Source organism: Eisenbergiella tayi, from assembly GCF_001881565.1.
GTDB classification, from domain to species: domain Bacteria; phylum Bacillota; class Clostridia; order Lachnospirales; family Lachnospiraceae; genus Eisenbergiella; species Eisenbergiella tayi.
Map to the genome: position 1 here is coordinate 12,840 of NZ_MPDJ01000013.1, position 22,633 is coordinate 35,472.

The 22,633-nt window shown below is 46.0% G+C and carries 17 protein-coding genes; 3 read left to right on the top strand and 14 right to left on the bottom strand.

Translation table 11 applies throughout. The annotated features are described in order from the left end of the window. Window positions 1–16 precede the first annotated feature (16 nt). The 9 genes from BLA28_RS30110 to BLA28_RS30150 form a co-directional block, all read right to left on the bottom strand. On the bottom strand, window positions 17–889 hold the full coding sequence (locus BLA28_RS30110; RefSeq protein ID WP_069155260.1) for a carbohydrate ABC transporter permease: 873 nt from the start codon (window positions 887–889) through the stop codon (window positions 17–19). Between the two features lie 13 nt (window positions 890–902). After that, window positions 903–1,820: an ABC transporter permease subunit gene (locus BLA28_RS30115; protein ID WP_069155259.1), complete on the bottom strand. Its 918-nt coding sequence runs from the start codon at window positions 1,818–1,820 to the stop codon at window positions 903–905. A 129-nt stretch (window positions 1,821–1,949) separates the two neighbouring features. Next, complete coding sequence (locus BLA28_RS30120; protein WP_069155489.1) at window positions 1,950–3,122, bottom strand: glucuronyl esterase domain-containing protein; 1,173 nt, start codon at window positions 3,120–3,122, stop codon at window positions 1,950–1,952. Next, on the bottom strand, window positions 3,097–5,433 hold the full coding sequence (locus tag BLA28_RS30125) for a helix-turn-helix domain-containing protein (RefSeq protein ID WP_069155488.1): 2,337 nt from the start codon (window positions 5,431–5,433) through the stop codon (window positions 3,097–3,099). The genes BLA28_RS30120 and BLA28_RS30125 overlap by 26 nt, the downstream gene beginning before the upstream one ends. A gap of 316 nt (window positions 5,434–5,749) precedes the next feature. Then, entirely contained in the window at window positions 5,750–6,901 is a 1,152-nt protein-coding gene (locus BLA28_RS30130) for a YibE/F family protein (RefSeq protein WP_081329764.1), read from the bottom strand. Further along, window positions 6,901–8,559 carry an alkaline phosphatase gene (locus BLA28_RS30135; RefSeq protein WP_176726793.1) on the bottom strand — a complete coding sequence of 553 codons (1,659 nt, stop codon included), beginning with the start codon at window positions 8,557–8,559 and terminating at the stop codon, window positions 6,901–6,903. The genes BLA28_RS30130 and BLA28_RS30135 overlap by 1 nt, the downstream gene beginning before the upstream one ends. A 182-nt stretch (window positions 8,560–8,741) precedes the next feature. Beyond that, window positions 8,742–9,899 (bottom strand): iron-containing alcohol dehydrogenase family protein, encoded by a 1,158-nt coding sequence (locus BLA28_RS30140; RefSeq protein WP_069155487.1) that lies wholly within the window; start codon window positions 9,897–9,899, stop codon window positions 8,742–8,744. A 196-nt stretch (window positions 9,900–10,095) separates the two neighbouring features. Beyond that, window positions 10,096–12,486, bottom strand: coding sequence for a ribonucleoside triphosphate reductase (locus BLA28_RS30145; protein ID WP_069155486.1), 2,391 nt, complete (start codon window positions 12,484–12,486; stop codon window positions 10,096–10,098). A gap of 265 nt (window positions 12,487–12,751) precedes the next feature. Then, entirely contained in the window at window positions 12,752–13,801 is a 1,050-nt protein-coding gene (locus BLA28_RS30150; RefSeq protein WP_159464013.1) for a tetratricopeptide repeat protein, read from the bottom strand. A gap of 454 nt (window positions 13,802–14,255) precedes the next feature. On the opposite strand from BLA28_RS30150, the gene BLA28_RS30155 reads away from it, so the two are divergent. Then, entirely contained in the window at window positions 14,256–16,196 is a 1,941-nt protein-coding gene (locus BLA28_RS30155) for a sensor domain-containing diguanylate cyclase (RefSeq protein WP_069156527.1), read from the top strand. 46 nt (window positions 16,197–16,242) lie between these two features. Here BLA28_RS30155 and BLA28_RS30160 read toward each other — a convergent pair whose 3' ends face one another. From BLA28_RS30160 to BLA28_RS34750, 4 genes are all read right to left on the bottom strand, one after another. Then, on the bottom strand, window positions 16,243–16,665 hold the full coding sequence (locus tag BLA28_RS30160) for a DUF2000 domain-containing protein (protein WP_044972672.1): 423 nt from the start codon (window positions 16,663–16,665) through the stop codon (window positions 16,243–16,245). A gap of 35 nt (window positions 16,666–16,700) precedes the next feature. Then, window positions 16,701–17,630, bottom strand: coding sequence for a DMT family transporter (locus BLA28_RS30165; protein ID WP_069156526.1), 930 nt, complete (start codon window positions 17,628–17,630; stop codon window positions 16,701–16,703). After that, window positions 17,617–18,474, bottom strand: a complete 858-nt coding sequence (locus BLA28_RS30170; protein ID WP_044972674.1) for an AraC family ligand binding domain-containing protein — start codon at window positions 18,472–18,474, stop codon at window positions 17,617–17,619. The genes BLA28_RS30165 and BLA28_RS30170 overlap by 14 nt, the downstream gene beginning before the upstream one ends. A 325-nt stretch (window positions 18,475–18,799) precedes the next feature. After that, window positions 18,800–19,132, bottom strand: coding sequence for a DUF6783 domain-containing protein (locus BLA28_RS34750; protein ID WP_334293110.1), 333 nt, complete (start codon window positions 19,130–19,132; stop codon window positions 18,800–18,802). Between BLA28_RS34750 and BLA28_RS34855 the strand changes: the two genes are divergently transcribed. After that, window positions 19,082–19,201: a DUF6783 domain-containing protein gene (locus tag BLA28_RS34855; RefSeq protein ID WP_408607646.1), complete on the top strand. Its 120-nt coding sequence runs from the start codon at window positions 19,082–19,084 to the stop codon at window positions 19,199–19,201. The two genes, BLA28_RS34750 and BLA28_RS34855, sit on opposite strands and share 51 nt — an antisense overlap. A gap of 110 nt (window positions 19,202–19,311) precedes the next feature. On the opposite strand, the gene BLA28_RS30180 is transcribed toward BLA28_RS34855, so the two are convergent. Further along, window positions 19,312–21,507, bottom strand: a complete 2,196-nt coding sequence (locus BLA28_RS30180; RefSeq protein WP_069155484.1) for an alpha-galactosidase — start codon at window positions 21,505–21,507, stop codon at window positions 19,312–19,314. Between the two features lie 186 nt (window positions 21,508–21,693). Between BLA28_RS30180 and BLA28_RS33550 the strand changes: the two genes are divergently transcribed. Next, on the top strand, window positions 21,694–22,632 hold the full coding sequence (locus BLA28_RS33550) for an AraC family transcriptional regulator (protein WP_069155482.1): 939 nt from the start codon (window positions 21,694–21,696) through the stop codon (window positions 22,630–22,632). The last annotated feature ends 1 nt before the right edge of the window (window position 22,633 follow it).

Genomic DNA, 22,633 nt, shown 5'->3' on the forward strand with positions numbered 1-22,633 from the left:
CTTATTTTCACATGAACTAACCTTTCACCGCACCTACGGAGATACCTCGTACGAAGTATTTCTGGAAGAAAGGAAACACTATCAGCATGGGACCTGCCGCAAGTACACAAAGCGCCATTCTTGTGGTTTCCCCCGGCATCTGGGTAAGATCCACATTTGCAGATACCATACTCTGAGAGAGAAATGTAATATTGTTCATCAATCTGTACATATAATACTGCAGCGATGACAGATTTGCGCTGTCCACATATAGCATAGATAAGTACCAGTCATTCCAATACATAAAGGCAATAAATAGCCCCACCGTTGCCAGTGCCGGTTTTGCTAAAGGCATAACAATTCTGAAAAAAATCTGAATTTCTCCTGCCCCATCTATTTTAGCCGCTTCAATTAATGCAACCGGCGTTTCTCTTAAAAAACTTTTCATAAGAAAAACGTTCCACGGAACAATGAGATATGGAAAAATCAGTGCAAACAATGTATCTTTCAAATTATATATTTTTACCATAGTAATATATGTAGGCACCATTCCTACATTGAACAGCATAGCGAATAGAACCAGAAAGGATAGTACCTTCGCCAGGTAGTAGTCCTGTCTTGAAATCACATAGGCCAACGCACTTGTCAGAAACAGGCTTCCTGCTGTTCCTATTACAGTCACTGTAATCGTTACTCTATAAGCACTTAAAATAGCTTTCGGGACCTTAAATATGTATTCAAATGCTGCCACGGAAAAACCTCTCGGTATCAGAGAATACCCCTGCTGCCGAAGGAGTGTATTATCCGAAAATGATGCTGACAGAATCAGAAAAACGGGAAGCACACAGCATATAGATATTATTATAAAAATAAGATTGGCTATTATTTTCCCTCCGTTTTTACCTGCCATTGTCCTTCCTCCTCTAAAATAATGCATTGTCTCTGTCAATTTTTCTGATAACTACATTTATTACATAAAGTGTTGCAAACCCTGCTAATGTTTGGAAGAGTCCCATTGCAGATGCCATTCCAATATCACCCGTGTCACGAAGCGCCCGGTAGACGTAAGTATCAATCACATCCGTTACCCGATACAGGGTGCCTGAATTCCGGGGCAAAAAATAGAACATACCAAAATCTGCATTAAAAATTTTACCTGTCTGCAGCAGAACCATTAAAACAATGGTCGGCTTTAAAAAGGGAAGCATAATATACCATGTCCTTTGCTTTTTAGTCGCACCGTCAATAGCCGCCGCCTCCAAAAGATGAATATCCATCCCCAATAACGTTGCATAATAGAGCAATGTCATATAACCCACATTTTTCCACAAATAGGCCAGAGGCATAATAATACGCCAATAATGGGGAGTATTATAAAAATTAGGAACGGAAAAGCCAAGCTTTTTGCACAAAACACTCATTACTCCCATATCGGGACAAAGCAGTGCATAAACCACATAACTGGCAACTACCCAGGATATGAAATAAGGCACAAACATACATGTTTGAAATAACTTTACTTTCCGTGCTGAAAATTGATACATGAGCAGTGCAAGTCCAATGGATACCAAAACTGTTATCAAAATGAAACAAAAATTCATGCTTAGCGTATTGGATGTTATTCTGACAGCATCGTTTGAGTTGAAAAAAAATTCAAAATTCTTAAAAACAGGTGATATCCAATCACTTCCAAATATTCCCCTGCTATAATCAATTCTCTTAAAGGGAATGACAAGTCCAAACATTGGTATATAGTAGATTGCAAACAGCACTGCAGTTCCCGGTATTGCCAGTAATGTAAGTCCCCAGTTTATTTTGCTTTTTCTGCTTTTCTTTATCATATTAATAACCTCATCCTTTTGTAATCCAGCCGAAATCCTCTCTGTATGAAGTATTATAAATCGCTGTTTTCCCTCTTTTCTACTATAAATACTGTTCTTTCCTGCAAATTTGGTATACTCCGTACTATTCTATATATTCCGCGGACATTTCCAATGGTATATGAGCCTCTGTTTTTTGAAAGGAAGTACAAACGCACCTTTCGCAACCGGCTCTCCACACATTCTGTTACGTATTACACTTACTAATTTTTCCACATCCTCTACCGTATGTTCATGTTCTCCCTTTCGGAAATACAGCAGAAGATTATCTTCTGCCTCTAAAAAACGATAAACTTCTCTGGCAGCCATTGCAGTTTCCCATGTTCCTATGATATTAGCCCATATGTCACTTGCACTTTCTGTTTCCACTAAAATACGGGGAGCCACCAGCGCTTTCAGATAGTGTTCATCGAAGGGCAGATTTCCTTCCGAACCGGTATATTGCTTCATTTCAGGACCAAACCAATGATAGATGCCGTAAAATGCGCAATCAGACATTTGTTCGCTACGAAGCTCTGATCCCTTTTCGTCAATGGCCCTCATATGAATCCGAAAGCATCCGCTTCCTCCCTGACCTGAAGCATTTGGATTTACAATTGCTGCCCTATTATCCAAAGCACCCGCAAGAAGTGCCGCCTTTCCACCACGCGAATGGCCCGAAAAGGCAATACAAGTCATATCCGCTATTCCCAATATTCCAAGAGCATCTATACAACGGGAAAATCCCCATGCCCATGCCCCAATAGTTCCAAAAGTATATTCTGTATATAGCTCGTGCAAAGGGCCGCTCCTTACTCCGGGAACCAAATCAGATGCAATCTCTGTTCTGTCAAACATAACAAGCATAATGCCTCTGTCTGTAAAGCTGTCAATAAATTGGGGGTCATAAATGTATCTCCAACATAAATCTCCATCTACTACCACAGGATATTTATCATTACCCTTTGGTTTAAAAACCACCATCTTAAAAGAAAGGGAATTGTTATCTCTACCAGCGATAATGCGGTAAGAATCCATTTGCATTTCTTCGTTACAACATAGAGTCTGTATTTTCATAAACTCCGGAGCCGGAGGCTGTGTTCCATATTGCATTTCTACTGCAAGCTTGTACAGTTCCCGCCGGCGCACTTCCCATTGTTCTTTTTTCTCAAGCATCGTTCCATTCTCAAACAAAAAAGGATTCGGCAGTTCTGACAACACCTCAAACTTCTTAATTTCAATTAAATTTTCATCAAAGTTACACATACTGATTTTTTCCTCCATTTATCTTAAATTCTCTTGGTGTGCATCCGAACTGCTTTTTAAATAATTGATAAAAATAATTCTCATTAACTATACCTACTGATTCCGCTACTTTTTTAATTGACAAATTAGTATCTGTCAGCAGAATTGCTGCCTGCTTCATCCGGTAATTAAGTATATAGTCATTCAATGAAATATCTGTACACTGCCTAAATTTCTTTGATAGATAACGGGGAGACAAAGACAAAAAATCTGCAATATTCTGCAGGGACAGATTAATATCCGTATAATTCAATTCTATGTATTCTATTACCGAATTTAAAAATTGCGGTTCTTCCTCCGAACAGGCTTCATCTTTACAATAAAAAGCACCTGACACAATCTTCTTAAGACTTTTGAGCATATCTGATAATCTTTCTTCCTCAAGCACCATTACTGAAAATTTGTTAAAATCAATTCGCTTTCCCTTTCTGCTTAAATCGTACATATCGTTTATACATGTATAAATCAATGTCAGCACCTCTGTAACAGCGAAAAAAACATAGTCGCAATTTAATTTGGCGATTTCTTTTCCTATGTTGTCCAGCTCATTTTCTATTTTATCTGTCTTTCTTATTCTCAGGGCATCCAATAGCCGCTTCTTGCTCTCCGAAGAACAGCTCATAGCATTATTTTTCATATTTTCTGCGCATAATTTAGTTGTCAGAATATTCTCACTGCCATATATCATCCGATATTTCAGACAATCTTGAGCATCTTTATATAATCCTGCAAGTTTACTGATATCATTTGCATTTTCACTTATTGCAATGCTTAATTCAATATCCAGATTTTCCGAACAAAATTCTTTAACTTCCTCCAATATTTTCAGAAGGGAGTTTTGGCCTCCCTCCTGTGATTTCCGGTTTAAAACAAATATAGTTTCCATCTCATTTTGCCTTGTATTCTCCACCAGATATTCTGTCCCAAGCATTTCCATGCACACGTTCCCGACAGAATACAATAATAGTTCCTCATCGGAAGTCTTAAAATCGTATCTGTTATTATCAAATTCATTCAATTTTACAATGACAACCGTGATATCCCAGAACTCCTGAATTGCAAAAGCTGTATTCGGCAATACTTTTTTGTATTCTTTCCATATGCTTCCATCATGGTCGCAAAGTAATTTTCCTAAAAGCAGTCTTCTTAAAATATCATCGTTGGCAACTTTCTGCTGCTGTAAAATCTCATTTTTCTTTGCGGAATACTCTAAAATTTCCTGTACACGTTGAAACTCACTTCCATGTTTCTTTTTCTGCAGTTCAGGCAATTCCTTCATTTCTTCTGTAAATTTTATAAGTTCATCCACTGGTTTATATAATATTTTTGAAAAAAAACATATAATAAACAATCCAAGGAAAATACATATCACCGTAAAAAGCAAAAACACTTTTCGTATGTCCGTGATATCCTTAAAAACCTTTTCATAATCCTGAAGAAGTATTAATACATCTCCATAGTCATTTACGCATAAATAGGAGACAAGACTTGATTCATCTCTTGCCAGATAATCTCCGTAAGAATTCTGCAATTCTCCATTGCGGATTTTTTCCATACACTCATTTAATAAATCTACTTCCTTTGCTTCTCCCATATCTTCATGGGAAAAAAACGTTCCATCTTTTCCCGCCAAGTATGCCTTGGCTTCTCCATTATTCTTGGATACCTGAGTCAGAGCTTCTATAAGCCAATCTGCATTCTGATTAATAATAACAAGACTTGAATCCTTTCCGGGATTTTCGTATTCATACATCAAATAAGAGAAAACATAACTATATGCCTCCGGCTGCTCCGATACTTTTATTTTCCGAAAGATGGGAGTTAATCGTGAAATTTCTTCTGTCTCTGCTAAGAACACACCATCTTCATTGTAATAATCAACTCCTCTTTTTTCAGTAGAATACCATTCCTTTTTTTTACAATTATAAACAGAAATAGACAGGACTGACGGCTGTGCATTAACTATGTTAGTATCCAACGAACGCATCGTTGCATGTACATCCATATAGGACAATTCATGGTTATACATAAGTGCCATTACATCATTTCTAGAATATACGGTCAAACATAATGCAGATATATATTCCTTATAATATTCATAATCATGATGAATTTGCTGCAATACCTGCTTGTTAGCTTTTCTAATAATATTACTCATTTGAGACTCCGCTTTTCTTTGTACAGCAAGCGTAAAAGGAAGGATAAACACTGTGAGAAAAATCATTAAAAAAACAAAGATTTTATATAAATATCTATAACTTCTTCTTCGTAATTCATTTTTAATCTTCATCAATATTACTTCCTTTATCTTAATATGGTAAATAAAGTATACTATAATGACTCCTTATACAATTCTCCAATTTTTGTAAATAACTATAAATTTCGTAAATGATAAATAAAAATATTCTATTAGTACTTATTTAACATTTTGTTTCGTAAAAAAAAGACTTCAAGTACAGTATAATTCTGTAGCCTTGAAGTCTTTCATAATACTAATGCTGCATGTTTTCTTTCGGAACACTTTCCAGATGGTGAAGCAGGACCTTTCCCTGTTAGGAATACCGATGTGATATGCAGCCTGGTCTATCTGCGGTTTTCCGTTTGTATTACCACATCCGCCGCTTTTTCCGTCTGGTAAGAAGCAGTCCCGCCATGAGGGCGGTAAAGGGGGCGACTGTAACCAGCCCGAAGCTTCCCACGACCGTATCCAGGACCTCTGCCGCCACATACTTATAGTTCAGGATATGATCCACCGGGGTTCCCTGGGCCATGAACACCATTAATAATGAAATATACCCGCCGGAGTATGCTAACAGAAGGGTGGTCGTCATAGTACCCATGGCGGCCCTTCCCACACGGAGTCCCGACAGAATGGCTTCCGGGGCGCTGATATCCGGCTTCTTGCCGATCACCTCCCAAACGGCGGAGGTGATGTCCACCGCCAGATCCATCATGGCTCCCGATGCGCCGATAAATATGCTTGCCATAAAAATAGAGGTCAGATCCAAATCCTGGTAACCGCTGTAAAGCAAAGATTCGGAGCTTGTCATCACGGCGCCGTGGATTTTAAATAACCCGGTAAACAGAATACCGAGAATACAGGTCGTTGTTATGCCTAACAAGGCCCCCGACACCGCAGTCAGGGTACGTTTGTCCAGACCGTAAACAAAAAAAATGATGATCGCCGTCAGTACTGCCGTAATTCCGATTCCCACCCAGACAGGAGAATAGCCTTTCAGGTAGCAGGGAACAAGAATCTTCCAGATCATCAATATGGTTATAAAAAAGGAAAGAATAGCCTGAAAACCGATTTTTCCGGCAAAAATTATCAGGAAAACCGCAAAGACTGCCAGAAGGATCACTTCCTTATCCAGGCGGTAATGATCCGAAATCACTACAGAACGGATCGTATCCCCCTGACAGCTTATAGTGAGCAGCGCCCGATCCCCTTCCTTAAAAATTTTGTCCTTTTCCAGGGATCCGCTAAGAAAGTTGACTCCCTCCAGAATTTTTCCTTTAAAATTCCCGTTTTCTATTTCCAGCATACAGCTCTGTTCCCCGGACTGGATGAGCCCGGATGTAATGATTGCAGAATTATCTGTCTCCACGACTTTGCCTACCGCCCGTTCCGTACCCTGATAAATAAGGGCATCCTCATAGCCTGTAGGCAGGCATATGAGGATACCGATAAGAATCAGACCTATTAAAGTCGTCAGGAAAACTGAATTCTGCCTCTTCAGAAAAGGCATTATCTTCATTATTGTACTCCTAACAGGGCAGCCATTTTGCTGTAAATATCCGTGTTGTCATAGTAACCGTCAAAGCTCTCGGCACCGACGCCCTGCACGAGCACCTCCACAGGCAGGCCGGTATGGGCATAGGATCCGAAATTAATACCGCTCTTATTATTCAGGATGTGGGTAATAGTTACGGTAAGCGGCTCATAGCTTCCGTAGCGGATATACTCATCCTGGGCGAATTCCGCTTCCTCTCCGGTGCGGGACATGGTAGTCTCATAGGCTGTTTTCAGCTGTCCGTACTCATACTCCGTCATGACAAGCGCGCCGTCATTATCGGATTCCGGATGCTGATCCGCGCTGTCCTTCTGCTGTGTCGTTTCACTGTCCGTTCCGGCAGGCACCTGAAGGCCGAACAGCTCCGTTACATCCTTCATCACGGTTTCAAAATCTGTTTTATTTTCCTTATATCCGGATACATAGTCGGAATCATATTTCGCGTAGGAAATCTTCTGATTTTCAAAATTTTTCAAGAAGGTGTCATAGTCGGTTCCTGCAAAGCCAATAGTAAGGCCGCCGGTTTCATGATCTCCTGTTACGATGATTAGTGTTTCTTCCGGATGCTCATTATAGAATTCCACTGCCTTTTCCACCGCATTGTCAAAGGCAATCGTATCCGTGATGGTAGACGCCGCATCATTGGCGTGGCATGCCCAGTCGATTTTGCCGCCTTCCACCATCATAAAGAACCCGTTATCGTTATCCAGCACCTCGATGCCCTTCTCCACATAGTCGGCCAACGCCCATTCCTCTTCGGCTCTGTCCAGCTCATAAGACATGGCGCTGCTGTCTGCAAGGTGCTCATCAATGGCAATAACTTTGCCGTCCTCTGCCTTTAAGGCTTCCGCCTCCGCCTGAGTCTGAACCACCTTATATCCGGCGGCTTCCGCCAGAGCGTAGAGATCTTCCTTATCTTTTTCTTTTCCCGTAGGCTGCAGCAAACCGCCGCCTGCGAAATAATCAAACCCGCTGTCAATCATTTCCAGACCAATGTCATAATAGCTGCTTCTGGATGCCTGATGGGCATAGAATGCTGCGGGTGTCGCATGGTTTAAGTTTACGGTAGAAAGGATGCCTATCTTCATATCCTTCTGGGCCTTCAGCTTTTCTGCGATAGTTTCATAGGTCTGTGTAAAGTCTTCGCTCACGTTAATGCTGCCGCTCCAGGTCTTATTGCCGGTTGCAATGGAGGTAGCCGTGGATGCGGAATCCGGCGCAAAAGAGGTGCTGTCATAGGTCTGTGCGGAGCCTGCTATGGGAAAATTCATCATGGTCAGATTATTTTTGCTGTCCAGTTTTGTTTTTTCTTCTCCTTCCACAGTTACGGTTCCTGCATTTTGTCCCTGAGAGGCGCTGAGGTAATAATTGGTCAGCTGTACCTGGGGATAACTCATCCCGTCGCCGATAAACAAAAATACATATTTAGGGACGCCTGCCTGAGTTTCTTCCACGCCAGTGCTTTCTGCCGATGCCTGACTTTCTGCCGGTGCCAAAGACTCTTCCTGGCTCTGGCCCGTCTGGCCGGCGCTTTCCTGCTGGGTTCCCGTGCCGGTGCAGCCTGTAAGAGCCGCCGCCAGCATCATTCCTGCCAATAATACAGATACAATTTTCTTTCTCACTTTTTTGTAATCTCCTTCTTAATATGTAATAAAACTGACATGCTTATTATAAAGGAGAAAACTTAAGTTCATTAAAGGGTTCCCGCAAAATGAATGTAAAATCATGTAAAATATTCCATTTGTACCGGCGAATCGGATTTCGTTCCTCCGGACTCATTTCCGGCGGAGCATCTGCAGTTTTTCTAGCGGAACAGCTGCAGATGTTCCCTGTCAAGCATGAACGGATAATTTTTCAGCTTGGCAGGATTCGCAAGAACCTCATCCATGGTGCGCTCCCATAATTCCTCCGGAACAGACACCTCTCCCAGAAGCTGCCTGATATATTCGGAAAAAGGCTGCACTCCTCCAAAATCAAGAAGAGAGAGCATTTTCATGACCTCTTCCTGATCTCCGTAATTCCGGATAAAGCCGGGCAGAAAAATCCCCACAGCCTTTCCATGAGGGAGTCCCATCTCACAGGTAATGGGATAACTCAGTCCATGGGGCAGGCTGGTTCCCGTATGGGTGATAGCCATGCCGCCCAATGTACATGCCCGCATCAGAGCCTCCCTCTCTTCTTCTCCGATTTCATACCGAAGAAGCTTATCCTTTATCCTGGCCCAGGTCCGAAGCCCCATCTCACTATAGATCCGGCTGTAACTCGTAGTATTAGTATTCAAATGGCTTTCTATCAGATGGGCCAGTGTATCCACCGCCGTATGAATACAGCCGCTGCGGGATGCCGTCTGCAGATAGGAGACATCCACAAGGGCCAGGGCCGGGAAGATGTGATGGCTTATACTCTGCTTCGTTTTCTTTTCCAGATGGGAAAAGGCACCCTGTGCCGCCGATCCCGGCACTGTGGTGAGCACAATATCCGGAAGGACGTTTTTGGTAAGGATAGCATACGGGGTCACCTCCGAACCCGTCCCCGCAGTAGTGGGAACCTCCGCTACCGGAAATGCCGGATATACCGGCCCCTGTGCGCTGACCTGCGCTTTCGTATATAAAAGCCGTTCATCATGCTCCGGATTGGCCATCATCAGGGCGATTGCTTTGGAGGCGTCCATAGGAGAACCGCCTCCCACACCGATCACGAAATCCGCTCCTTCTTTGATTCCCAGCGCTCTTGCCCGCATGACTGTTTCCACGGAAGGATTCTCTTCAATGTCATCAAAAACCACATAAGGAACTCTCTCCCGTTCCAGCGCCCCTGTTACATCCTCCAGGGAACCGTTTATCCGTGAAGAATGCTTTCCTGTGACCACCATGGCCTTTGTCCCCAGCGCCGCAAGCTCACGGCTGTGGTTTTCCACACAATTTTTCTCACTGTATACTTTGGTTGGCATATAAAGCTTCATATTCCGTTCCTCTCTTTCCCGGTCCGCTCCTGCTGACCCGTGCGGTTCCTCTTTCTTCCGATTATATCGCAAATGGCGGTTTCATGCCAGATACATATGCGGCATGGAAGTATCCGATATAAATCCCTGCGTAATTTTTCCCTGCACAAAAAGGCGCCCCCGCCGCCGGGGAACGCCTTTTTTCACATTCGCATATTTATGCGTTTACTGCTTCTTTTTGCTCCGCATACTTTTTAATATTGGATACATTGGTAATTTTCCGGAACTCCTCCCCGTTAACCACAACGAGGGTCGGAGCCTGCATTACTCCGTATTTGCTTGCCAGCACTGCATTTTCTTCCGCATCAATGGGAATATAGTTCTCATTTTTCAGGTATTCCTTAGCCAGTCTGCAGTTCGGGCAGGTTTTGGTCGTAAAGAGGTATTTTACGTCTTCAGGCGCCTCTATCTTTACTTCCGAATTCTTTTCATAATCGGATAAGGTGACCACTCTTGCGGAAGGATGCTTCAAAACAGAATGGGAAAGGTCGTATTCCGTCCTGTTCTCGAATTCCTGCGCTTTTCCGTCATTCCAGTTCTGAACCGGCCTGTAGTATCCTGTGATACGGCTCCAAACCTCGGTCACTCTGCCGCACTTGGGACATACCTTCTGTTCTCCGGTAAGATAGCCATGCTCGGAGCAGATGGAATAGGTGGGTGACAGGGTATAATAAGGAAGCGTATAATTCTCGGCAATCGTACGTACCAGATTCGCCGCCGCCTTCCAGTCCGGAAGCTTCTCGCCCAGGAACGCATGAAATACGGTTCCTGAGGTATACAGGGTCTGTATTTCATCCTGAATATCCAGAGCGTCAAAAATATCCACGGTATAATCCACCGGCAGATGGGAGGAATTGGTATAATAACAGGTATCTCCCGGCTTTCCTGCCGTTTTGATTCCCGGCCATCTTTTCTTGTCATGCTTTGCAAGACGGTAAGTGGTGCTTTCCGCAGGAGTTGCCTCCAGGTTGTACAGATCACCGTACTGCTCCTGGTAATCAGCCAGTCTTTCACGCATGTGGTTCAGTACTTCCTTCGTAAAATCCTGCGTCTTTTCAGCGGACATATCTTCTCTGAGCCAGTTGGCGTTAAGCCCTACCTCATTCATTCCGATCAATCCGATAGTGGAAAAATGATTATCAAAGTTCCCCAGATATCTTCTGGTATAAGGATACAGCCCTTCATTCAGCAGTCTGGTGATAACCTGCCTCTTTATTTTAAGGGAACGGGCGGAAATATCCATCATCTTGTCAAGGCGCTTGTAAAAATCTTCTTTGTCCGCAGACAGATACGCGATACGGGGCATATTGATAGTTACCACCCCAACGCTGCCAGTGCTCTCTCCGGAGCCGAAATACCCGCCTGTTTTCTTTCTCAGTTCTCTCAGATCCAGACGAAGCCTGCAGCACATGGAACGTACGTCGCTGGGCTGCATGTCGGAATTAATATAATTGCTGAAATAAGGGGTTCCGTATTTTGCTGTCATTTCAAAGAGGAGTCTGTTGTTTTCTGTGTCGGACCAGTCAAAATCCTTGGTAATAGAATATGTAGGGATAGGATACTGGAAGCCTCTTCCGTTGGCATCGCCCTCAATCATGATCTCAATGAAGGCCTTGTTGACCATATCCATTTCCTTCTTGCAGTCCTTATAAAGGAAATCCATTTCTTTACCGCCCACCACGGCAGGAAGCTCCGCCAGGTCGTCGGGCACTGTCCAGTCCAGGGTGATATTGGAAAACGGCGCCTGGGTTCCCCAGCGGCTGGGGGTATTTACGCCATAAATAAAGGATTCAATACATTTTTTCACTTCCGGATAGGTCAGGTTATCCACTTTAACAAAGGGGGCCAGATAGGTGTCAAACGAGGAGAAAGCCTGGGCTCCCGCCCATTCGTTCTGCATGATCCCGAGGAAGTTTACCATCTGATTGCACAGCACGGAAAGATGGGCCGCCGGAGCGGAAGTGATCTTTCCCGTAATTCCTCCCAGGCCTTCCGTAATCAGCTGCTTCAAAGACCAGCCGGCACAGTATCCGGTGAGCATGGACAGGTCATGAATATGGATGTCTGCATTCCTGTGGGCTTCTGCGATTTCCTCATCGTATATTTCCGAAAGCCAGTAATTGGCTGTAACAGCGCCGGAGTTGCTCAGGATAAGACCTCCTACGGAATAGGTGACGGTGGAATTTTCTTTCACACGCCAGTCTTCTACCTTTACATAACTGTTTACCACATCCTTGTAATCCAGGATGGTGGATTTCAGGTTACGGATCTTCTCACGCTGCTTGCGGTAAAGGATATATGCCTTTGCCACTTCCGTATAGCCTGCCTGCTCCAGGACCTTCTCCACGCTGTCCTGAATATCCTCCACATGAATGGCGCCGTCCTTCACCTTATCCTGAAAATCTGCGGTGACACGCAGTGCCAGCAGATCGATAATATCATTGGTAGTCTCCATATCCGTAGCATTGAATGCTTTCATAATCACATCATTTATCTTGGTTAATGTGAAATCGGCAGTCTCACCGTTTCTTTTAATTACATGAAACATTTTCCTTCCCCCTCTGTGGTTTTCGTTCTCTCTTCATACTTTTTCCCGGCTTTGACAGGGAAAAACCATCCTGCGGCTTATCCGTCAAAGCTCTCCTATAGGCTTAAAAATGGACAAGTGTCCATCAAAACCGATGGACACTTGCCCCTGATTGGGCGATGAAATTATTGTATCACCATTCTTTTATGAAGTCAATGGACACATACAACATATTGTGGAAGTGGTAATATGTTGTCATAAATATAGTAGAAAGTGACATGGAACACTACCTTGTCTGGAGGAATTCGTACTCCCGGAGAGCCTTTTCATCATCCGGATAAGTGCTCAGATATTTCTGCATAAGAACGGTAGCCTGTTTAAAATCTCCCAGATATTCGTAAGCCACAATTTCATTAAAGGAAAGCACCTGCATGAGCTGGTTTCCCTCTATGGCAAGCCCGGACTGAAAAGCATTCAGCGCAGCCTCATAATCCCCTGTCTTTAAATTGCACAGGCCCAGCTGGTTATAGATCTGGGCATCCGGCGTGGTGCTGAGGAAATTGCTGTAAACACTGGCCGCATAATTATTATCCCCAAGCTTCTCATAGGTCTGTCCCAGAAGGCGGACCACATCCACGCCTCCGTTGGAATCCTTCGCCTTTTCCAGGCTGTTTCTGGCATTATTGTAATCGCCCAGGTAATAATTCATCCTGCCCCGGTTATAATCGGTCAGCTTCTTATCCTTACTGTCCAGCACAGCCTGCAGATAGCCTTCTCCCAATTCCTGAAGTCCGTTTTCCGAACAGGAACAGAAAATATTAATCCGCATATCATAATCTTCAGGATCAATCTCCACAGCCCGGTCAAAATCCGCCTGGGCCGCCTCCTGATCCCCCTGTTCGATTTCAACGACCCCCTTCAGGTAATAGGCCGTTTTTTCCTTGGGCCGCAATGCGGTGATTGATTCATAGACCGCTTTGGCCTTGTCCAGCTCCCCCTGTTTATAATAGGCGGTTGCCAGATAATAATTGATATCAAAATCAATCTCCCCCAGCTTGGCGTCACTGTAGGTCAGGGCCTTTTCCAGGCACTCCACTGCCTTTTCATACTGTGTGAGCCCCATGTATGCAAGCCCCTGCCCCCGGTAAGACATCTGTGCGTTTTCCTTGTCCAGAAGCGCCGCATCAAAAAAATTAAGAGACTCCTCATACTGCAGCTGCTGTATCAGCTGCATGCCCTGGTCAATATTCTCCTGCTTCGGCGAACCGCAGGCCGATGCCGATGTCATGCAGAGACTGCATACCAGGACTGTCGTTATATATTTAAACTTTACCATATTTTTCATTGCACCTGTTATTTCCGTTATCAAAAAAGACTCCGTTTGCTTTCAGATTATAGTATAGCAAATCAGCTTTCTTTTTTCACCCCTTTTATCCAGGAATTTTTATTTTTATTTTCAGCTGCCGATAATGGGGGAAGTTACTGCTCACGGCTTTCCTGTAATGCCTTATCCCTCCGCCTGCCCCCCGTTTCCCACTCCCGGCCTTTCCGCAGATGCTGCTGCAAAAAAACTTGCTATTGATTCTGAAAAGGTGTAGTGTGATTATTGTGTAGTACTATAGCGCGATGCTGATGAATTTTTAAATAAATATTTTTTTTAAGTTAATTATATGACTGATTACAGTCAGTCTATATCACTCCCGGTTATATCGTATTTATGCAGTCAAAACGGTTCCAAAGCCTGTTGGATGAAATGTCTGAATCAGGCTTTGCAGGAAAAGGGGAATATAGTGAAAAAGAATATCCTGATACAGACCAATCTTCTGGTCTGCTCAATTATTGTGGTGGGATTTCTGCTGACCACCATTCTCAGCTATCGGGCCAATTTCAGCTCGTCGCTGGAAAACATCCAGCAGGTGTCGGATCTGACATCGGAAGGAATTTATTATCAAATCAGTACGACATTCAATAAACCTGTGAATATCTCCCTGACGATGGCGAATGACAGCCTGCTTCATGATGTGCTCATTCAGGAGAAGGAGCGTATGGATGATCCGGATTTTATCCGGACAATCCGGGAATATCTGAGTACCTATCAGGAAAAATACGGCTATGATTCCGTCTTTCTTGTATCCGCCTCCACATCGCGGTATTACAATTTTAATGGTCTGGACCGGGTACTGACGCCGGATGATCCGGAAAATTTCTGGTACTTCGATTCTCTGCTGGGTACGGATGAGGATTATACCATGAATGTGGATAACGATCAGGTGGAAGGGGCCGGAAATGCCATTACTGTCTTTGTAAACTGCAAGGTCCGGGACAGCGCCGGGGAGTTTCTCGGTGTAGTGGGGGTAGGCGTGCGTATCGACGGTCTCCAGCGTACCCTGCAGGATTACCAGAATCAGTTTGGCATCAATTCCTATCTCATCGACGACGAAGGCATCATTGAGCTGTCCACTCAATACTCAGGGTATGAAAATGTCAATCTGTTCGAAATGAATACTATTTCCGGCGCACAGAGCCGTCAGAATATCCTGGACTGGAAAGACAGTGATGCCCTCCGTTTCTGGGATCAGAACGCCCTGGGACAAAAGCGGAACTATATTGTGTCCCGTTATCTGCCCGAAATCCAATGGCATCTTGTCGTAGAACGGGATACCAGTATCCTTTTGACCAGGCTGAATCAGCAGTTTGTTCTGACCGCATGTATTCTCGCCGTCATCCTCATAATCATACTGATCGTCATTACCCGTGTCATCCGCCGTTTTAACCGGCAGATTATCGATCTGACCCATACAGTGGAGAAGGAACGTCAGGATATTTTCGAAAAGGCCACCGAGGATCTTTTCGAAAATATCTATGAAATAGATATCACGCACAACCTGCCGGCCAATCCCGCCACTGAGGCTTATTTTGAGAGTCTGGGCGCTCCGTCAAGCTGTCCGTTTGATCAGGCGCTCCGTATTATAGCCCAAAAACAGATCAAAGAGGAATTCCGAAAGGGATACATAGAAACCTTCTCGCCGGAACACGTCCTGCGGGCCTATGCGGAGGGTACTGAAAAACTGATCTATGAGTTCATGATCAGCAAAGATTCCGAACAGTATTATTGGATGCGTATCACTGCCCGGATTGTAAAACTGGAGTCAGATGACAGCATTCACATGCTGGTCTATCGACAGAATATCGATACGGAGAAACGGCGGGAACAGAAGATGCAGCTTCTGGCCCAGACGGATGAAATGACCGGGCTGCTGACGAAATCGGCCACCCGGAGAAGGATAGATGAACTGCTGGAAGAGTATCCCGATGAGTATTTCGCTTATTTCATCTTTGACATCGATAATTTCAAACAGGCCAATGACCAGTTTGGCCACGCATTCGGCGATACGGTCATACGTTCTTTCACCCAGACGCTCTTTGAGTATTTCCGCAAAGATGATACTCTGGGAAGAATCGGCGGAGACGAATTTGTAGCATTTGTGCGGGGAGTGGATTACGCCGGAGCGATGGAACGCGCGGAACGGTTATCCCTGGCGTTATGCCGGACTCATATCAGCGGCAGCATAAGCTGGAAGCTTTCCGCCAGTATCGGTGTGGTTCTCTCCCCGGGAAATGCAACCGATGCCGAGACACTCTTTAAAAACGCGGATACCGCTTTGTATCAGACTAAGAAACGGGGTAAGAACGGTTATACTATTTTTGAGGAAACCTGCTCTGGTTCATAGCTTCGGATAATGCTGTTCTTTTCGTGAAAACGACGCATCCTGTTGTTCATCTTAATAATGGCAGGCTTCCGGAAAGCCGGTTGACCAGTTTTTTGGAGCCGCATATCCCGATACCCAGATAGGTCAGCTCTTCCTCGCCCGCCCCGGCTGCTTTGGCTATATAATCCTCATAGTTCTGGCAGCATTGGGCCACATCCGTAAAGTCCACTACCACACATTCCGCGAATTCCGGCTGATAGAGCCTTTCCCTGATAGCCTTCAGCTTTTCCTTATCCGCCTTAAGCACCGGAACCGGCAGCGCAACAATTCCCAGATGCTCTCTTCCGTCTTTATCATAAATATCGGGCCCTATATTCTCCGGCACCTTTTTCCCCAGAGTGATTCCCAGAATTCCTGCGGTATTAGCCAGCACGCCCGCAGGCAGCTCCTCATTTAATATCATCACGCATTTTCTGTCCTGAAGTTCCATTTTACATCTTCCTTTCTATTCCATACCTGCATTTCTCATATACTCTCACCGGTCTCCCCGATTTCTTTCGCTGCAGCGGGGCTGTCTCCCTCTTCCTTTCCCCATTTCTGTGACAAGAAGAGGCCCCCCAGAGTCAGCAGAATGCCCACGGCGGAAACAGCCGTGATCTTCTCCTTAAGAATCAGCGCGGAAGTCACTGTCGTAACAACAGGAACCATATAAATATAGACACTGGTCTTTATACTTCCCAGCACGCGCACCGCGAAATTCCAGGTGACGAAGCAGAGCGCGGAGGCCCCCAGTCCCAGGAAAAGAAGATTCCCTGCGTTGGCCGGTTCCAGAAAAAGCCGCGGCTCCACATGAAAATCCATGAGAAAGAGAGCCGGTATCATGAATACCAGTCCGTAGAAAAAGGTACGCCTTGTGGCCTGTACCACAGGATAGCCGAAATCGCTGATTTTCCTGGTCAGCAGGGAATAGGCCGCCCAGAGTATGGCCGCTCCCACAGCAAGCAGATCGCCGAAGGGATTCAGGCCGCCGAAGCCGCTAATGAGGAAGATACCAGCCATTGCCATGATGAAGCCCAGGAAAAACCGTTTTCCCGGCTTTTCTTCTTTTTTCAACAGGAAAGAGAAAATTGCCGTAAAGAACGGGGCGATGGAGATGATTACGCCGACATTGGAGGCATAGGTATAGGTAAGGGCTATATTTTCCAGAAGGAAATACAGGGTTACCCCGCACAGCCCTGCCACTGCGAAGTACAGCTCTTCTTTTCTTTCCCCTTTTCTTTTTCTGTGGGGACATCCTATCCAGAGTGCAAGGTATCCGATAAGGAAACGGATAAAAAGAATCTCTATGGGGCCAAAGCTCTTCAGCAGTACCTTCGTGGAAATAAAAGTGGTTCCCCATATGAAAATTGTCAGGAACGCCGCCAAATGTCCCTGTAAGGTATTATTTTTCGTCATCATCTGTTTCCGCCTGTTCTGTATTATTTTGGAAAATACGCTGATACTGTTTGGGTGTCAGCCCGATAAATTCTTTAAAGAAATGGGTAAAATGGCTTTGGTCCGCAAAACCAGCCATTCCCGCGGCATCAATAGGCGCAATTCCCTGTTCCAGAAATTTTCTGGCCTTATCCAGCCTTATTGTCTGGAGATATCGGTAGGGCGAAACACCTGTCTGCTTGGTAAAGGAGCGCAGAAGGTAGGACTTGCCGAAATCCGTCATGGCAAGCAGATCGTCCAGGGTAAGATTTTCGGCATAATGCTCTTCTATATAGGTACACAAGGTTTTTATCCGGGGATTGGGCTGCAGGATATCGGCGCTTTCAAAATCCGAGGCATATTCCCTGAGTATCTGTTCTATGAGGAAAAACAGGGTTTCTTCTTTTTCCAGCTTCGGGGCATGCTCCAGGATGGCAAGGTACAGATCCCGGACAGATTGGGTAATATCGCTTTTATAGACTACCGTATCCGTAAAATAGGGCATATAGGGTTTTCCCGTGATTTCGCCTACCGTCCGTTCCATCACTTCGGGGTTGATATTCACGGCCCGGTAATCCAGGATTTCCCCGTTGATGGGCCCGCAGTAATGGTTATCCCTGGGATTGAATAACAGCAGATCCCCTTCCGACACGTCGTATTCCTTTCCTTTACACCATAGATGGCGCTTTCCGCCTTCCACAAAACCTATTACATAGTATTCGTGGAAATGGTTGGGGAATTTCTGTACGATGCCGCTGAGGTTATAGGCCTCAATATCCAGATCCCTGTCATAGTAAATGTGTCTTTGTTCCTGTTCCTGAAGCATGGCAGACCTCTCTTTACGTTGCTTGTAAACCTTTTACAGAATACTTTAACATAGGAGGGCGGGCTTGTCTTGTATGATATGACACTTTGGGGGATAAATTTTATGGGGCGTGGGGGTATGGAGGGCTGCTGAGTCCTGTTTTTGGGCTGCCGGTCCGCTCCCGGCTTCTGTATCTGCGTCCGGGGGGCGTGTCCGGGTATCGGGCGGCGGAGTCTTTGCCCTGGCAGTCACAGACAAAAAAAGGGGCTGTTTCTAACTGTTTTGTACCTATGTTCCACTGCCAACGCGGCTGAAACTCCTCCCTACGGTCGTCAGACAGGCGCCGCTATAAGCGGCAGTGGAACATAGGTACAAAGCAGTAAGAAACAGCTCCCTTTTTTTGAGATGCGGCTGTCAGGGCAAAGACTCCGCCGCCCGATACCCGGACACGCCCCCCGGACGCAGATACAGAAGCCGGGAGCGGACCGGCAGCCCAAAAACAGGACTCAGCAGCCTGGCGAAGGGTATTGGCGGATAAAGGGGAATGCAGGAGTTTGTTTGAAAATTGGTTTGTGGGAGATTGGGTTACAATAAGGGAGGCGTAGTGGGCTATGTTGACTGAATTGGAATTAAATATAATGCAAAGTGGGGCGGGCAGATGGTAGAAATGAATTTTCAAATAGGTTATGGGAGTGACGGAGTAGACTTTTTTATATTGAGGGATGTAAGAAGAACACCAAGTCTGTGATGGCGGCGGGGCCGGGTATCAGCTGACTTGGTGTCTTTTTATATTTTATGTATAGAAGAAGTGTGAAATTTGCAAAATGAGTGTAGTTTATTTGTCAGGGGCTGGTGGTGTTATTCTTTGGTGAAGTACAGGAGTATGCTGCGGTAGTCTCCGAAGAGCATGGGTTGGAGGTAGCCTGCGTTCATGAGCATTTCTCCGGAGTAGAGTTCTCCGGTTTGTTCCAGGCGGTAGCGGGCTTTGGGGTCCAGGCCGGAGAGTTTGAGGCGTCTGGATTTTCGTTCGGTTTCGTAGCGTACCTGGATGTAGGTTACGAGGGTGCGGGTCTGGTCTTTGTCTGTTACCTGCCAGCAGTCGTAGAGGTAGTTTTCGCGGTAGGAGGCGATGCGGTAGTAGTCTCCTTCGCGGATGAGGTCGTTGTATTTGTGGTAATCCCGGTTGAATGCAATGGCTTTTGTTTTTTCTTCTTCGGTCAGTTTTGTGATGTCGAGTTCATAGCCGAAGGTTCCGGCGAGGGCTGCGTGGGCACGGGTTTCCATGGGGGTTATGCGGCCTACGGAGTGGTTGGGGCAGACACAGATGTGGGCTCCCATGGAGCTTAAGGGGTAAAGGAGGGCGGTTCCTTCCTGGATGGAGAGGCGTTCAATGGGATCCATGTCGTCGGAGGTCCAGATCTGGGGGCTGTAGTACAGCATGCCGGGATCGAAGCGTCCGCCTCCGCCGGAGCAGTTCTCCAGAAGAAGGTCGGGGAATTCCCGGATGAGTCTTTCCTGCATCTGGTATACGCCAAGTACGTAGCGGTGATAGAATTCTCCCATGTGTTCGCTGTCCAGGGCTGCGCTGCCGATGTCGGAAAGGGGGCGGTTCATGTCCCATTTCACATATTCTATGTTGGCGCTTCTTATGACTTTTGCCACGCATTCATAGGCATAGTCCACGATTTCCTGGCGGGTGAGGTCGAGTACATATTGATGGCGGGCCATATTAATGGGGCGGCCGGGTATCTGTATCGCCCAGTCGGGATGGGCACGATAGAGGTCGGAATCAGGCGATATCATTTCCGGTTCGAACCAGATTCCGAATTTGAGCCCTTCGGCATTCACTCTGTCAACGAGGGATTTTAAGCCGCCTCTGAGCTTGGTTTCATTGACCTGCCAGTCTCCCAGGGCGCATTCGTCATTGCAGCGTTTTCCAAACCAGCCGTCGTCCATAACGAGCATTTCTATGCCAAGTTTTTTGGCTTCCGCGGCAATGGCCACGAGTTTGTCGTCGTCGAAATCAAAATAGGTTGCTTCCCAGTTGTTGATCAGGATCGGGCGTTTGGAGTGGAGGTATTTGCTGCGGATCAGGTGGTTTTTATAGAGGTCGTGGAAGGTGCGGGTCATTTTTCCCAGTCCCTGTGCGGAGTAAATCAGTACAGCCTCCGGGGCTTCAAACTGTTCGCCGGGATTTAAGACCCATTCAAAGCCGTCGGGATGGATGCCCAGGCTCATGCGCACGCTTTCTCTGTGATCCAGCTCTGTCTGGGCAATAAAATTGCCGGAATAAACGAAGTTCATGGCGTAAACGCTTCCTTCGGTCTGGCTGGTGCCGTTTGTTGTCAGGGCCATAAACGGCTGCATGTGGTGGCTTGTCTCCCCGCGAAGGGAGGATACGGTATGTTTGCCCTCTGTGACCTTATGTGGGGTGATATGTCTTTCTCTTGCCCAGCAGCCGTGCAGTGTGATCAGGTCAAAATCTTCATTGTCCATGTCCAGGCAGGCGCTGAGGATTTTTTCCAGATAGAGTTTTTTCCCGCTTTCATTTACGGCTGCCACGCTGCGTATAATGGCATCGGAATCTTCAAAAATGCTGTAGCGCAGCAGTACCTTTAAGCCCAGTACTTCGTCTCTGAGCGTAATGATAAGGGTCCGGGCACCCTGTCCTTCTTCTTTTCCAGCAAAGGTGGAGGGCATTCCGGACAGGGCCGGTTTTCCTTCCAGGATTTCGTAGGCTTCGTAATGCAGTTCACAGGCCCGGTAACCGTTTTCATCCCGAACGCGCAGACAGGGATCCCGGAAATCACCGGTTCCCCAGACCGGATACTCAAAGGAGAAGCTGTCCAGGTATCCTACTTTGTCTCTAAGATGATTATGCTTCTCCTCCGGGCTGTCGCCGCTGCGGAGCAGATAATAGCCGTCCATATCCTCCATCCGTTTTCCGTAATACATATGGCCCAGCAGGTTTTCACCGGAAACTCCCATCAGATAGGTGGTGTTCGGCGTGCTGATGCTGAATATTTTCTTTTCTTCACAGACTCTGATCCCCATAAAAATACCTCCGTTTTTATCTCATACAGTGTTTTGCTTTTTTATCCATTATACTTTATACTGTTGGAAAGAAAAGCTGTCTCTGTTTCTTTTTATTGTCATTATGTTGCCTGGCAAAAAACGGTTCCGTCTGACCGGAACATATATTTTAAAATTTTGAGAAATAACTTTTCAGGAGGGACCTTTATGTCTGATATCCATAACCTGTCTGTCATGGAACCGCCTGTCCGTCTCTATTTCAGCGGACACGAACAAACGTCTCCTTCCCATGCCTGCGGTCCCGGGATATGGCCCCATTATCTGCTGCATTATGTGCTTTCGGGAACGGGTACCTTTCAAAGTGAAAAACAAAGCTGGCGGCTTACTGCCGGAGATGCTTTTCTGATCATCCCCGGCGTTGTTTCGGCATATGCGGCCAGCAGTACCGACCCCTGGGAATATTGCTGGATAGGCTTCGACGGACGGGATGCGGCGGATATTCTGTCCGCCTGCGGCCTCACCGCCGCTTCTCCGGTATATCATTCCTCCTCTCCTGCCTCTGTTGACGGCAAAGCTGCAGAAGGACGGATTTCTCCGGTATCGGGATCAACGGATGCCGCGCCCTGCGGGCTATCCTTATGTTCCGTAAAGGTAGGTGAGGCACAGGCCGCCGGGGATCCCATGGGGGAATGCCTGCTTTCCATAAACGATATGCTGTATTCCCAGCCGGGGAATACCTATCTTCATCTTTCCCTGCTTTACCGATTCTTCTCTCTTCTGTCTCCGGATGCGGGAAATGCCGAAAAAAATTCCAGCGCCTATCTGCAGCAGGCGCTGGACTATTTGCAGCATAATTATGCTTATGTGATTAAAATCCAGGATGTGGCAAGGTATGTGGGAATTGACCGGACCTACCTGTACAAGCTTTTTACCCGGGAGCTGGGGATTTCTCCCCAGCAGTATCTGATCCGTCTGCGGCTGTCCATGGCCAAGCGGCTGCTTGCCTCCACGGATCTGCGCATTACGGAAATTTCCAATTCCTGCGGGTTTGCGGACAGTGCTTCCTTCTGTCATCATTTTCAGGCGCACTTCTCTATCACGCCTTCGCAGTTTCGGAAGGAACCCGGGCGGGAGCCGGTTCCGTAAC

What these genes read in the sequence shown, in the direction of transcription:
- BLA28_RS30110 (WP_069155260.1), bottom strand. Translation starts at nt 889, where the DNA reads ATGGCAGGTAAAAACGGAGGGAAAATAATAGCCAATCTTATTTTTATA.
- BLA28_RS30115 (WP_069155259.1), bottom strand. Translation starts at nt 1,820, where the DNA reads ATGATAAAGAAAAGCAGAAAAAGCAAAATAAACTGGGGACTTACATTA.
- BLA28_RS30120 (WP_069155489.1), bottom strand. Translation starts at nt 3,122, where the DNA reads ATGGAGGAAAAAATCAGTATGTGTAACTTTGATGAAAATTTAATTGAA.
- BLA28_RS30125 (WP_069155488.1), bottom strand. Translation starts at nt 5,433, where the DNA reads ATGAAGATTAAAAATGAATTACGAAGAAGAAGTTATAGATATTTATAT.
- BLA28_RS30130 (WP_081329764.1), bottom strand. Translation starts at nt 6,901, where the DNA reads ATGAAGATAATGCCTTTTCTGAAGAGGCAGAATTCAGTTTTCCTGACG.
- BLA28_RS30140 (WP_069155487.1), bottom strand. Translation starts at nt 9,899, where the DNA reads ATGAAGCTTTATATGCCAACCAAAGTATACAGTGAGAAAAATTGTGTG.
- BLA28_RS30145 (WP_069155486.1), bottom strand. Translation starts at nt 12,486, where the DNA reads ATGTTTCATGTAATTAAAAGAAACGGTGAGACTGCCGATTTCACATTA.
- BLA28_RS30150 (WP_159464013.1), bottom strand. Translation starts at nt 13,801, where the DNA reads ATGGTAAAGTTTAAATATATAACGACAGTCCTGGTATGCAGTCTCTGC.
- BLA28_RS30160 (WP_044972672.1), bottom strand. Translation starts at nt 16,665, where the DNA reads ATGGAACTTCAGGACAGAAAATGCGTGATGATATTAAATGAGGAGCTG.
- BLA28_RS30165 (WP_069156526.1), bottom strand. Translation starts at nt 17,630, where the DNA reads ATGACGAAAAATAATACCTTACAGGGACATTTGGCGGCGTTCCTGACA.
- BLA28_RS30170 (WP_044972674.1), bottom strand. Translation starts at nt 18,474, where the DNA reads ATGCTTCAGGAACAGGAACAAAGACACATTTACTATGACAGGGATCTG.
- BLA28_RS30180 (WP_069155484.1), bottom strand. Translation starts at nt 21,507, where the DNA reads ATGGGGATCAGAGTCTGTGAAGAAAAGAAAATATTCAGCATCAGCACG.
- BLA28_RS33550 (WP_069155482.1), top strand. Translation starts at nt 21,694, where the DNA reads ATGTCTGATATCCATAACCTGTCTGTCATGGAACCGCCTGTCCGTCTC.